A 12,648-nucleotide genomic window follows, 5' to 3' on the forward strand; every position below is an offset into this window, starting at 1 on the left:
TGCACGTCACCGGGGTAGGCTATTCTGCCCCGGTTTCTGACGGTTTGAGGAGGCCCGGTTGTTAGGGCGAGAACTCCGTACAGCACGTCTCGTCCTCACTCCGGTCAACTGGCCGGACCTTGAGGACATGATCGCCCTGAAGGCTGATGCTGGTGCCTTTGGCCGTATGCTTGGTGGTGTGCGCAGCCGGACCGAGGCAGAGCAGGATATGGCTGAAGACGTCGCCTTCTGGGCTCGTCGCCGTATCGGTATTTTTGCCATCCGTGAAAATGGTCGCTTCGTCGGGATGACGGGCGTGCATGAGCGCCCCGATGGACGCGGCCTTGGCCTCAGATTCTCTATTTTTCCGTGGGCTGCTGGCCGGGGACTTGCTCGTGAAGCTGCGGGTGCAGCGATCCGGTATGTCCTTGATGAGGGTGAGCCCCGGATCGTAGCCGTTGCCCGCGAAGATAATCTTGCGTCCCGTATGGTGCTGGGAAGTATCGGCATGCGTCATATCGATACTTTCAAGCGGGATGGCGATACGATGTTCCTCTACGAAATTGCTCCTGCCTGAAAAGGTGCAGAAAGCAGGGAATTTTTCCTGTCGCTTTCAGGTGTGAGCATTTGAATTAAGACGACGCGGTCGTCGAGGAATAAATATGGTCGATTTTCTGAAAAACATACGAACGGCAGGTCTTGTTGTGCTGGCTTTGGGTGTGGCCTCTCTATCGGCCGCTCGGGCCGCAGACCCCAAACCAGCTGAGTCGGCGGTTGGTGGTATGCGCATCATTGAGCATACGCTCGTTATGACGTTGGGAGGAACGGAGATCGTAGCTCTTCCTCCTAACCTGCAGACGGCGTCTATCAGTTTGCCTGCAATTGTTCATGTCAATCTCGTGTCCCAGAAAGTGGCGGAAATTCTGGCCCATCAGGAAGGCCGGACCGATGCACTGTTCACCGGAAAAGACACAATCTATCGGTTCCACATTACAGTGCAGCACGTGGCCCCGCGATAAAGGCTTGTAGGTTAGAATCAAAAAAAAAGGCCCCCCGTTCAGGAGGCCTTTTTCAGAGTGTTAGCTTCGATGTGCAGCACTTAGTGGTGATTGCTGAGCTGACGCTCCAGAGCGGAGTTCAGAGCACCAACATCGCCACCGTGGCGAGCCAGATAGGAGCTGTAATCGCCGCGCTGGTTCATGCGCAGGCTGGCACCTTCACCATACATGTCCACGACCTTCGGTGGATTTCCACCGATGATAAGCTGCATGTTGACCTCTGGCTGGCCCGGACGGTCAATCAGTGCATTGACCCGTTCGCCATCCGGGGTTGAGCTCGTACCGGTGACCCGGAAGCTCACACCCTGATAGTTACCGATCTGATCCGTGATCGTGTTGACCAGAACCTGATCGAAAAGCTGCAGGTACTTCTGCTGCTGTGCCGGGGTGGCGGTGCGCCAGTAGCGGCCGAGGCAGTAGCGGGCAATGCCCTGAATATCCACATTGGACTGAAGAAGCGGAAGGACTTCGCGCTTCTTTTCACCCAGTGGCTTGCCGGAATTAACAATGCTGACCAACTGGCCACCAAAGGAATTCACGAAATCTGTTGCCGGATTGGCATGAGCGACGCCAGCCCCGAAAGTGAGGGCTGCAGCAAAAGCACCAAGAAGGGTCCGGCGCGAAAAGGCTTTAAGCATGCGTTTGTCCTCAGTTGTACCAGTCTGGGGTGGTGGCGCGGTGATCGTTCGTCATAGCGTCAATCTGGCTCTGGCGGTTCTGCTGCCAGGCACTACGGACGTAGGAGTACGGATCAAGGCTGTCCTGCTCCAGATGGTCGATCTGATCCACACTGTTGGCAAAGCCATCAACCGTTCCAAGAATATTGTAGGCCCAGTTGAATGTCAGTAGACCATAACCTCTTGGCACATAATTGATCGGGGTCAGAGCCTGCCCGATCCCATAGCCGATACCATCGCGGAAGTTGCTGGGGCCGACAAACGGAATGAAGAGGTATGGGCCGCTCTTCACGCCCCATGTTCCCATCGTCATCCCCGGGTCAGTCTCATGCTGTTTGTAACCGACCAGACTGGCAACATCGAAGAAACCCGCCACTCCCGCACTCATGTTGATCGTGAAGCGCATGAACGAGTCACCCGCACGACGGGGCTTTCCAGCCCCAACATCAGAGAAGAACACCGCAGGCTCACGCCAGGTTTCATTGATGTTGGAAATACTGTGCCGAACCGGCTTCGGAACCGCCCAGATCCAGGCCTTGGCCACGGGACGCAGGGCCACGTGATAAGCCCACATCTGGACGTTATACATCTTCCGGTTCAGCGGCTCGTACGGATCGTTGGCAGCCTTGTAATCAGCAAGGTCGTCCGGATCTTTCGGCGGGGGATTATGCAGGGAGCCACAGGCCCCCAGCGTCAGCAGTGCCAAAACGCCTGCAATGGCTCTGCCACGACGCGAGCGCGTCGCCCTGATACCGATTCTGTCCTGCCGAGAGTCCATAACCATTCCTCAAAAACCCCACTCCGCGGGCGTGCTCACAAAGACTTCATCTGAAAACGGAAATTTTCGAAATCCGTTCCCATTCAATTGGTGTGCCGCCAGCGGAGCCATGAGCCGTCCGTCGCGGAAAACTGCGGAAGGCCGTAGTCATAGCCTATACTGTGCCAAGCTGCACCCCTCTATGTATCCAAATTATGACACAGGGAAGGGACGAGATCCTTTAACGATCCAGAAGTCAGAAGGACACTCCGGCGACTTTGACGGCTGAAATATTTTGAGAGCAGTGTGGCGGCAACTCAACACCAGGGAATTTTCCAGTGTCCAGATTTTCTGCCTGTAAAGCACCACTTTTTGCCACCGTGGCCCTAGTTGGCCTGTCTCTTGGGGCTGCTCAGGCGCGTCCAACGGCACTCTCTCAGCCATGGGGCAACACGCCCGATGGTAAGCCTGTCCGTATTGTTACCCTGAAGAATGACCATAACGTGACGGTACGCGTCATTACCTATGGTGGCATTATTCAATCTGTTGAAACGCCGGATCGTAATGGGCATCCGCAGGATATCGTCCTTGGGTTTGGCGATCTCAAGGGATACACCGTCGATAGCGCCAAGGGTGGACTGTTCTTCGGAGCGATTATCGGCCGTTACGCAAACCGTCTCGCAGGCGGCAGCTTCCCGGTAGATGGGAAAATCTACCACACTGACATTACGGCTGCCCCGAACGCTCTGCATGGTGGTAAAAAGGGGTTCGACAAGAACGTCTGGACGCTTGAAAAGACAGGCGTCTCTGCAAGCGGCTCCTATGTGACGCTGAAGCTGGTCAGTCCGAACGGAGACCAGGGCTTCCCCGGAACACTGACAACGCACGTGACCTATACGCTGGGGAACGACAATGCTCTGTCACTGCATTATGTGGCGACAACCGATGCGCCGACGGTTCTGAACCTGACAAATCACAGCTACTGGAATCTGAATGGCGAAGGCTCTGGTAGCATTGAGCCGGAAATCCTTCAGATCAACGCAGACAGCTATACCCCGACCGATAGCACCTCGATCCCGACGGGTCAGCTTGCACCAGTTGCAGGCACACCATTGGACTTCAGCAAGCCAACTGAAGTGGGCGCACGCCTCCGCAGCAATGACATCCAGATGATGTATGCGCGTGGTTACGACATGAACTGGGTCGTCAACGGAGCATATGGACAGGCGCCGCGTCTCGCTGGAAAAGTCTATGACCCACGCTCTGGCCGGAGCATGGAAGTTCTGACCAACCAGCCGGGGCTACAGGTTTACACGTCCAATTCATTGGACGGTGGGTACGCAGGTATTTCCGGCCACGCTTATCGTCAGACAGACGCTATCGCCTTTGAAGCCGAGCATTATCCAGACAGCCCGAACCATCCGTCCTTTCCCACGACGGAGCTGAAGCCGGGTCAGACATTCGATTACACGACGACGTTCAAGTTCTCGAATCAGTAAGCGCGTAACGCCAACGAGGCCTTACTTGAGGAAGAGGCTGTTCTCCGAAAGGAGGCGGCCTCTTTCTGTATTCGCTCAGGACGGAAGTTTGGCGTCTGTTGCAGCACTGACTTTGGAAGGCTCCAGAATCCTGGCCGGATTTCCGACTGCCGTCGCATTGGCAGGGATATCTTCCAGAACGACTGATGCCGCACCAATACGGGCATTTTCGCCGATGATGAGGCGCCCCAGCACCTTGGCACCCGATCCAATCATGGCCCCTCGGCGTACGATCGGATGTCGGTTCCCGGTCAGTTTCCCTGTGCCACCCAGTGTGACGTCCTGGAACAGGGAGACGTCATCTTCGATGATGCAGGTTTCCCCGATCACAATCCCCGTTCCATGGTCGATGCTCAGGCGTCGACCAAGGCGCGCGGCCGGATGAATGTCGATTGCGAACAGCTCATTGACCCGGCTTTGAAAATGATAAGCCAGATGCCGTCTGTTTTTCTGCCAGAGGTGATGCGCGATACGATGAACCTGTAACGCCTGCCAGCCTTTGAAGAACAGGAACGGTGTCACCAGATCCGGGCAGGCCGGATCACGGTCATGAATTGCCAGAATATCTTCGGCGGCTGACTCGGCTATGCCGGGGACTTCCAGAAGAATGGAAGTGACCAGCCGTGTGATGGCCGTAGCAGAAATGGACCGATCCGCCAGCTTTGTACCTAGAAGGGACGCAAGGCCCGAGCTGAAGCTGTGATGGTCTCCGATATTCGTAGCGAAAACATCCTGAATCAAAGGATCATGGCAGCTGCAGGCCTGTGCCTGCATATTTCGCCAGAGCTGATCAAGATTTACGGTTGAACTCATACGCCCATCGCCTTGCGAACAAAGGCGCGTCTCAGGCGGGGCAGACGATGAACGCCCGCAATACCGAGGTCACGTACGCGCCGCAGAACCGGATTATCGTTGCCAAAAAGACGTTCCAGAATGTCCGTGGCGGCCAGCATGGCCATATTGCCGGGCCGGGCGCGGCGCTGATAGCGGACAAGGAGTTCTCGGCTGCCCGGATCTGTACGTTTCGTATGGGCGTCAATCAGCAAGTCTGCCAGAGCGATGACATCCCGAAAACCGATATTCAGCCCCTGACCTGCAATCGGGTGAATACCATGGGCCGCATCTCCAACGAGAGCCAGACGCGGCGCAATATATGTCTGCGCATATTGCGCTGACAGCGGATAAATCCAGCGGCGGCCAATAGGTGTGATGGCGCCCAGATCCTCATCGCCCATGCGGGCACGGATTTCGCGGGCAAAGATTTCATCGGGAAGGTCATGGAAGCGCTGGGCGCGACCTTCGCCTTCTGCCCAGACAATAGCGGACCGATGCGGATGCTCAGCCGTTCCTGGCATTGGCAGTCGGGCGAAAGGCCCTTCGGGCAGGAACTGTTCCAGCGCCACGCCGTCATGGGGCTTTTCATGTGCGATTGTCGCAACGATACCGCATTGATGATAGGGGAGTTTGGTCAGGCCGATGCGGGCCTGGTCGCGCAATGGGGAACGACGTCCCTCAGCGGCGACAGCCAGTTTGGCCGTCACGGTTGAACCCGATGCCAAACGGATCGACACATGATCCGGGTGGAACGTGAAGGTTCCAGTGTCTGGCGCGCGGACGTCCAGCGTCTCGTATTGTTCAAGCGTCCGGTTAATGGCGAGACGCAGATCGCGTGCTTCTGCCATCCAGCCGAAATTCATGCCTTCAGGGGCATCGTCCACACCGAAATGCAGGAAAAGCGGCGAGGGAGCCTCGTGCGGGCGGCCATCCGAGACGCGGATTTCACGGATCGGCTGGGACACACCGGGAAGATTGTCCCAGATACCTGCGGCTTCCAGCATCTGGCGTGAGCCTTCCGCAATGGCGTATGCCCGGCCATCGAGAGAGGGATCTTCCATGCCTGGGAGAGCCGCACGGTCAATGAGCAGAACCCGTACACCTTCGGCTGCCAGGCGACAGGCCAGTGTCGCGCCAACAGGACCAGCTCCGTTAATGCACAGGTCGTAATGTGTCTTGGTCATCGTGCTCATCTCCCTGCCCCTGTCCTACTCCTGTGACGTGTGGAGCGGAAGAGGGCAGAAAGGGGCAGAAAAGATCAGAGATCGAAGCGTGCGTTCAGGAAGACAGCGCGCGGTGTCCCGACAAAGAAGTAATCAGAGGCCAGAAAGCCCCAGTAATGAAGGTTCGTGGCGTTATCGAGTTCAGCGCGTAGCGTCACCTTGTGACGGCCGATGCTGGTGCGATAGCTGGCCCGCAGATTGAGCAGCGTATAGCTCGGGACATGGAAGCTGTTGGAACTGTCCCCCCACATTGACGCGGTATAATGAACTTCCGCAGTTGCCGAGAGACCCGGCACGCCCGGGATACGGTCCGTCAGCTGAAAGACATTCTGGAACAGCGGAATGCCCTCGATCTTGTTCCCTTTAACGCTGGCATCTGCCTTGCTGTATTTTCCGCCTTCGGCACCCAGACTGTCCGTGAGGGTAATGCCAAACGGCAGATCGACATGACCACTGAGTTCTGCGCCCTGATATGTGACGGTGCCGTTCGACACATAAACATTGTCCGCATTGGCATACTGCGCCCCTCGCGTGATGCGATAGAGCGCGCCTGTCAGGTCCCAGGTCTGGCGCGCAATCTTTGCACCCACTTCAACCTGATCGGAACGGATGGGCGGAAGGGTCTCGCGTGCGTTCTTATAGGTGTCTCCCACGGTCCCACCGTTTTCCAGCGCCTGAACGTAGCTGGCGTAAATGGTGGTGTCTTTCCATGGATGGAACATCAGGGCGGCAGTTGGTGTCAGTGGCGTAGTGCGCAGCGCTGTTTTTGTCCCGGCGGACGTCCAGGTCAGCTGGTGGAAATCGGTAAAGCGAATGCCGGCGAGCAGTGACCAGTGTTTGTCAAATGTCAGGGTGTCGCTGCCGAAAAGACCGACCTGATCGGAACGATAATTCCGATAGGTCGCGGTGTCCCAGCTTCCGCTATAAGAACGGCTAGTGATCGGCGAGTAGAGGTTCTGGCCTCCGATATTCACGTAATCAGAGTCATATGGCAGATATTTGCTGAGTCCCTGCCAGGCCGCTCCCATCGTGAAATCATGCCGGATAAAACCCGTCCGGAACTTGCCTTCCAGAATGGCCTGAACCTGATCATATTGTGCCCAGCTTCCAGGATTGGTGCTCATATAAGTGTCATAGTTGCCACCCTGATCCTGCAGGGACATCCACTCTCCGCGGTAGCGGCGATAGTCCATGCTGTGGCTGTAATCGATGCGCGCCGTCCAGTTTTTTGTAATATCCCAATGCAGCCCGGTTGAGACAAACAGGGTGTGGGACGTAAACATACTTGCCGGAGATGCCGTCAGGTTCTTATGTCCGCTGATGGCATCGGGAAGACGGTTGCTGCCATAGGCGGACGGATCATCAATAAAGAAGTCCTGCACGCCACCACGGACCTGACGGTCCTGATAAATGGCGTCAGCTGTCCACAGAAGGTTGTGAGCGAGCCGCACATCCGTGGATAGGGAGCCTGAAAAGCGCGTGACGTGCGATCCGTTATAGGTTTCGCCATTTTCATGGGTGAGGTTGAGGCGATATCCAACAATATCGTTTCGGAAAAGGCGCCCACCCGTGTCGATGTGCTGACTGCCCACGGCGCCTGAGCTGTATCCGGCATCAAAGGAAAATGTGCGGGCGTCGGTTGGCTTTTTCGTCTGGAAATCGATGATGCCGCCGGGCGCGTTGAAGCCGTACATGAAACCGGAAGCACCCTTGAGAAGCTGCACCGCTTCGAATGATTCAAGCGGGAGTTCCACGGTTGTCATGAAGAAGGGCGTACCGTTGATCTTGTAGCCGTTGTAATCGTCAAGCGGTACGCCCCGGACCGTGACGGAATAGGCGTTGAACGAATACGTGTCGCCGTTTGAAATGACCGATGCATCCTGTGAAAAAACGCGTGCCAACGATTTGACCTGCCGTTCCTGAAGTTCTGCTGCCGTCACGACCTTGATCGAAAATGGCGTATCCAGAAGGCGGCGCGTCCCTAGCGCTCCGCCGTCAGCCTGATGGGCATGACCGAGAACCGTCACGCTTTCGCTTTTTGCACTGGGCTGCTTATGGGGCGTGGGGACTGGTTTGGAATGTCCGTTATGATGGGGTGCGACAGAGGGTTTTCGCTCGGATTGAGAATGCTCGTCCTGAGCGTCTGCTGCCAGGGCAATGGCCGAGGTCCCTGACATGAGCAGAGCAAACGAAAACACAGATGACAGAACGGAAGTGGCGGCGGCCATAAAACTACACCAAATAGTTATAATATGAAACAACCACTAAAATATGTTTATAATTATAAATTACAACATGAATCGGTGTTTGTAGTTTGTTGTGATAAGGAACTGAAAAGGCTTAAAAATACTGATTTTCTCTTAAAATTTTCGCTTCGGCTGTTTGGTATCTGTGGGGCCGAAAAGACGGGTAAATCAGTGTCTCATTTCGGCAACATAAATCGTACAACAATATAATAACAAATTAAAATAGTGAAAATGGAACTGTTCGTATTTCGGGAACAGTTGGGTCTGCCTGCTGTTGTAGTCTGACGTCCTTGGCCAAATGCGGGCTGGTGGACGCCGCTTACAGCATTTCATTCGCTCAGGATGCAGCCTCCGCGTGACCTGATGGTGGATGACAGGTGATCGTCTAGGGAGACCAATGTTCAGACAGAATTATGTGGACTCAATGTCCAGCCTTCGTCACCAGTTCGACTGGCTGCCTGACCCGCTGGGTTCTGTTCTTCTGCTGATTGCAGCGGCGCTGATTGCTCTTCTGTTCAGCCGGATCATCACGGATGCGCTGCCCCGCCTGCCGGGCCTGAGGAAGATCCAGTTCATTCATGCTTTAACCATCAGGTTAAGGATGAATGTCCGCTATTTTCTGATGATCATAGCCGCCAGCGCAGCTTTGCCAGCGACGGAGGGCTTCTCTCCCGAGACTGAAAAGCTTCTCGCGCACGTGCTCGCTTGCCTGTTCATTATGAACCTGGGCTTCGGCATTATCAGGGCGTTTCGTCTGGCGACCGATCAGTACCTGAACCGGATCAGTGCCAAGGAAAACGTGGATGACATCACGGTCCGGTCTCATCAGACGCAGATCCGGGTGCTCCGTCGTCTGATTGAGATCACCTTCGGGGTGCTGACCGTCGCTGCGTCTCTGATGGTTTTCAATTCCGTTCAGAAATTTGGCGTTTCGCTCTTTGCCTCTGCCGGTGCCGCCTCCCTGATCGTGGGTCTCTCCGCCCGACCGGCCTTGTCCAATCTGATTGCAGGTATTCAGATCGCCATTACGCAGCCGATCCGTATGGAAGATATGCTGATCCTGAACGGAGATTGGGCCTGGGTTGAGGAGATTAATGCGACCTATGTCGTCCTGCGGACATGGGATCGCCGCCGCTATATCGTGCCTATTTCCTATTTCCTCGAAAATCCGTTCCAGAACTGGACGCATAGTTCACAGTCTTTGATCGGCTCCATCTTTCTCTGGTTGGATTACCGGACACCGATGGATCGCTTGCGGGCAATGTTCATGGAAGAAATCGAGCATTGTCCGGACTGGGACAAGGATCGTTCCTCCATCGCCTGCCAGATTGCAGACAGTAATGCTCAGGTCATTTCCATCCGCATGATCGCAGGGGCGGCGGATGCAGGAAACATGTGGAACCTGTCGTGCGATATCCGCGAACGCATGCTGCGCCGTATCCAGGTAGAAATGCCGGAATGTCTGCCGCGCGGACGGACTGCGGTCGTATCGGATTCTCCGTCTGACACGCCGTGGCCCGAAAGCCTCATGTCGCCGCCCGTCAACCGGCCAGGCGACGGAAAATATCGCGGACCGGACCTGAACACATCAGCGGTTTCCTGAAATTTCTCAGTGCCATACTTCTGGGTTCAAAAATTTCGTTTTGAACCCACAGGAGTGTGGCATTTATGCACTGGAAATCCTGTGATACATTCTGACAAAGGAATAATCGTAGACACATTTTAAAACGTTTCTAATCTGAACCGAACACCGGATCTGATTAGGACTGCCTGAATGCGCCTCAAGTCACTTCTTCTCGCCACTACAATCGTTACGGTTTTGCACCCAGCACATCAGGCCTCTGCTGCCGTGCATAAAACGACCAAGGCCACGGCGCCTGCAAAGGTGACGGCCAAGACCACAGGGAAGAAAACAGTCGTCCGTCAGGCTGCCGCCACGCCGCGTCGCCCTCATGCCGTTGATAGCAATACAAATGAGCAGATGATCGTGACGGGAACGCATGCGTTCAACCGCCGCGCCCGGGATTCGACGAGCCCTATCAGTGTTCTCACGGCTGCGACGCTGCGCCGTTCAGGGCAGATGAATCTTGCAGACGCTATCGTCCGTACGGACCCGTCCATCACGGTCAACGCCATGGGAGCCGATGCCGGTGCGCTGACGTCTTCAATCCGTATGCGTGGTCTGAACCCGAACGAAGTTCTGGTTCTCGTGGATGGAAAGCGTCGTCATACGACTGCCAACATTTACGCCGATGCCGGTCCGCAGCAGGGCTCAACGCCGGTCGATCTGAATATGATCCCGGCTTCTGCAATTGATCACATCGAAATTCTGCGTGATGGCGCGGCCGCCATGTATGGCTCAGACGCCATTGCAGGTGTTGTGAACATCATTCTGAAAAAGACGCCGCATGGCCTGAACATGACCGCGCAGACGGGTGCAAACGCCTATAACGGCGATGGCTGGCAGTATCAGCTTGGCGCGGATGGTGGCTTCGGCTTCCTGGGGGACGGGTATGTCCACATCAGCGGACAGATGTACCACACCGATCACATGGTCCCGAACACGACGGACGTGCGAACTGTTCCGGGGAATTCTGAATACAAGGGCTATAATGTCCCGCACGATTCCAACAAGATCCTGAGCACACCAGAAGAAACCCGCGAAAATCTCAGCATCGAGTTTGGCAAGACGCTGACGGAAGGTGTGAATGGCTATGGCCTCATCACCTATGCTCACCGTCATTCCGAGGCTTACGAAAACTATCGTATGCCGTCTGTTGCCCCGACGCTGTATCCTTATGGTTTCTCTCCGCTCGAAACCATTGAAGAGAACGATTATGCTGCGACCCTGGGTCTGAAGGGGGATAATTTCTTCGGTTTCTCCTGGGACCTGAGCTCCACTTATGGTGCGGATGAAGACGATATCGGCAACAAGAACACCGCCAACCCGAATCTGATTGCAGCTACGGGAACATCCCCAACGACGGTTCGTGCCGAGACGTATCGCCTGTCCCAGTGGACCAACAATCTGGATTTCCGCCGGCAGTTGAAAATCGCTGATCTCGTACCGGTCACGGTGGCTTTCGGTGGCGAGCATCGTCTTGAAACCTACCAGATCTGGCCAGGCGAAGTTGGGTCTTATGCTGACGGTGGAACGCAGGGTTATGCGGGCCTGATGCCAGAGAACGCCGGTAAGTGGAGCCGTGACGTCTGGGCTGCCTATCTTGATGGTGACTTCCATCCGCTGAAGCACTGGGATCTCGATTTTGCAGGCCGTTTTGAGCACTACACGGACGTTGGCAATACCGAGAATGGCAAGGTTTCCACACGGTACGACATCACCAAGCGCATTGCCGTTCGTGCCACGATCAGCAACGGTTTCCGTGCGCCAACGCTGCCGGAAGAAAATTTCAGCTCTCTGAATGTGTCGCCGACGGGTGCATCCGGTCTGCTGTCCACGTCCGGTGCGGCTGGCAAGAGCCTTGGCGCGCAGCATCTGAAGCCTGAACGCTCCACGAGTGCCGAGGGTGGTATTATTCTTGAGCCCGTTGATGGCTGGCATCTCTCGGCGGACGTCTATCAGATCAACATTCGTGATCGGATTTCCGGCGCCGGTTCTGTTTATGGTGACTCCGCCATCTCGGCGATTGCAATGACGGGCGCAACACTGCCAACGGGTATTACGACGTCTGACGTGTCTGCCAATTACTTTGCCAACGTTGGCAGCACCCGGACCCAGGGCCTTGATATCCAGTCTGACTATCTGCTGCACATGCATCAGTATGGCAACCTGGACCTGACCATGGCTCTCAACCTCAACCGGACCCGTGTCAGCCACATCAACACGAACTCTCAGGGCAATCCTTATCTCAACGAACAGAGCATTGCGTATCTGACGTCCACCTCTCCGCGCAGCAAGATCATCCTGAACGCGTATTGGACGATCGGGAAGTGGGATGTGAACCTCCGTCAGACGCGCTACGGCGAAACGACGTCCATGCTGACCTATCAGGATCAGACGCCTGCCAGCCTGACCTGCAAGGGGCAGAGCCTTCAGTATTCCAACGTCTGCTGGGGACAGTTCAAGAATACGCCAGTCTGGCTGACGGATCTTGAGGTTGGGTACCGTCTCAATCACATGTGGCACTTCGCTGTGGGCGCTAATAACATCTTCAACCAGCGTCCGCGCCGTCTGACCAAGTATCTGAACTACCTCGGGGCGAATGCTTACGACACGGACTCTTCCGGTATTGGCATTGCTGGCGGTTATTATTACGGCCGTATCAACGCCACGTTCTGATTGTCCTTCAAGACCCAGACGGAGCAGAAATGCCCG

Annotated in this window: 10 protein-coding genes; 5 read left to right on the forward strand and 5 right to left on the reverse strand. The window is 55.6% G+C overall.

The features are described from left to right. The first annotated feature begins 58 nt into the window (after positions 1–58). Together KP705_RS09800 and KP705_RS09805 are read left to right on the forward strand one after the other, a co-directional pair. Complete coding sequence (locus tag KP705_RS09800; protein WP_046900676.1) at positions 59–556, forward strand: GNAT family N-acetyltransferase; 498 nt, start codon at positions 59–61, stop codon at positions 554–556. Between the two features lie 85 nt (positions 557–641). Further along, complete coding sequence (locus KP705_RS09805; protein WP_215764386.1) at positions 642–998, forward strand: pilus assembly protein N-terminal domain-containing protein; 357 nt, start codon at positions 642–644, stop codon at positions 996–998. 80 nt (positions 999–1,078) lie between these two features. Here KP705_RS09805 and KP705_RS09810 read toward each other — a convergent pair whose 3' ends face one another. Together KP705_RS09810 and KP705_RS09815 are read right to left on the reverse strand one after the other, a co-directional pair. Next, positions 1,079–1,675 (reverse strand): phospholipid-binding protein MlaC, encoded by a 597-nt coding sequence (locus tag KP705_RS09810; protein WP_046900678.1) that lies wholly within the window; start codon positions 1,673–1,675, stop codon positions 1,079–1,081. 10 nt (positions 1,676–1,685) lie between these two features. After that, entirely contained in the window at positions 1,686–2,492 is an 807-nt protein-coding gene (locus KP705_RS09815) for a VacJ family lipoprotein (protein WP_046900679.1), read from the reverse strand. Positions 2,493–2,809: 317 nt separating this feature from the next. Here KP705_RS09815 and KP705_RS09820 point away from each other — a divergent pair, with 317 nt between their 5' ends. After that, positions 2,810–3,970, forward strand: a complete 1,161-nt coding sequence (locus KP705_RS09820) for an aldose epimerase family protein (RefSeq protein WP_099211670.1) — start codon at positions 2,810–2,812, stop codon at positions 3,968–3,970. A 75-nt stretch (positions 3,971–4,045) separates the two neighbouring features. Here the strand turns inward: KP705_RS09820 and cysE are convergent, their stop codons facing one another. From cysE to KP705_RS09835, 3 genes are all read right to left on the reverse strand, one after another. Continuing rightward, positions 4,046–4,822, reverse strand: coding sequence for a serine O-acetyltransferase (gene cysE, locus KP705_RS09825; protein WP_211498635.1), 777 nt, complete (start codon positions 4,820–4,822; stop codon positions 4,046–4,048). Next, positions 4,819–6,036 (reverse strand): UbiH/UbiF/VisC/COQ6 family ubiquinone biosynthesis hydroxylase, encoded by a 1,218-nt coding sequence (locus KP705_RS09830; protein WP_046900682.1) that lies wholly within the window; start codon positions 6,034–6,036, stop codon positions 4,819–4,821. The genes cysE and KP705_RS09830 overlap by 4 nt, the downstream gene beginning before the upstream one ends. 65 nt (positions 6,037–6,101) lie before the next feature. After that, the gene (locus tag KP705_RS09835; protein ID WP_046900683.1) at positions 6,102–8,294 is read right to left on the reverse strand and encodes a TonB-dependent siderophore receptor; all 2,193 of its coding nucleotides are present in this window, start codon (positions 8,292–8,294) and stop codon (positions 6,102–6,104) included. Between the two features lie 442 nt (positions 8,295–8,736). Here KP705_RS09835 and KP705_RS09840 point away from each other — a divergent pair, with 442 nt between their 5' ends. Both KP705_RS09840 and KP705_RS09845 read left to right on the forward strand, forming a co-directional pair. Continuing rightward, entirely contained in the window at positions 8,737–9,915 is a 1,179-nt protein-coding gene (locus KP705_RS09840) for a mechanosensitive ion channel family protein (protein WP_249202792.1), read from the forward strand. A 171-nt stretch (positions 9,916–10,086) separates the two neighbouring features. After that, complete coding sequence (locus KP705_RS09845) at positions 10,087–12,612, forward strand: TonB-dependent siderophore receptor (RefSeq protein ID WP_215764387.1); 2,526 nt, start codon at positions 10,087–10,089, stop codon at positions 12,610–12,612. The last annotated feature ends 36 nt before the right edge of the window (positions 12,613–12,648 follow it).

It is taken from the genome of Gluconobacter sp. P1D12_c (assembly GCF_018812105.1).
Taxonomy (GTDB): domain Bacteria; phylum Pseudomonadota; class Alphaproteobacteria; order Acetobacterales; family Acetobacteraceae; genus Gluconobacter; species Gluconobacter oxydans_A.

Coding starts and splice junctions, on each gene's coding strand:
- KP705_RS09805 (WP_215764386.1), top strand. CDS start 642: ATGGTCGATTTTCTGAAAAACATACGAACGGCAGGTCTTGTTGTGCTG.
- KP705_RS09810 (WP_046900678.1), bottom strand. CDS start 1,675: ATGCTTAAAGCCTTTTCGCGCCGGACCCTTCTTGGTGCTTTTGCTGCA.
- KP705_RS09815 (WP_046900679.1), bottom strand. CDS start 2,492: ATGGACTCTCGGCAGGACAGAATCGGTATCAGGGCGACGCGCTCGCGT.
- cysE (WP_211498635.1), bottom strand. CDS start 4,822: ATGAGTTCAACCGTAAATCTTGATCAGCTCTGGCGAAATATGCAGGCA.
- KP705_RS09830 (WP_046900682.1), bottom strand. CDS start 6,036: ATGAGCACGATGACCAAGACACATTACGACCTGTGCATTAACGGAGCT.
- KP705_RS09835 (WP_046900683.1), bottom strand. CDS start 8,294: ATGGCCGCCGCCACTTCCGTTCTGTCATCTGTGTTTTCGTTTGCTCTG.
- KP705_RS09840 (WP_249202792.1), top strand. CDS start 8,737: ATGTCCAGCCTTCGTCACCAGTTCGACTGGCTGCCTGACCCGCTGGGT.
- KP705_RS09845 (WP_215764387.1), top strand. CDS start 10,087: ATGCGCCTCAAGTCACTTCTTCTCGCCACTACAATCGTTACGGTTTTG.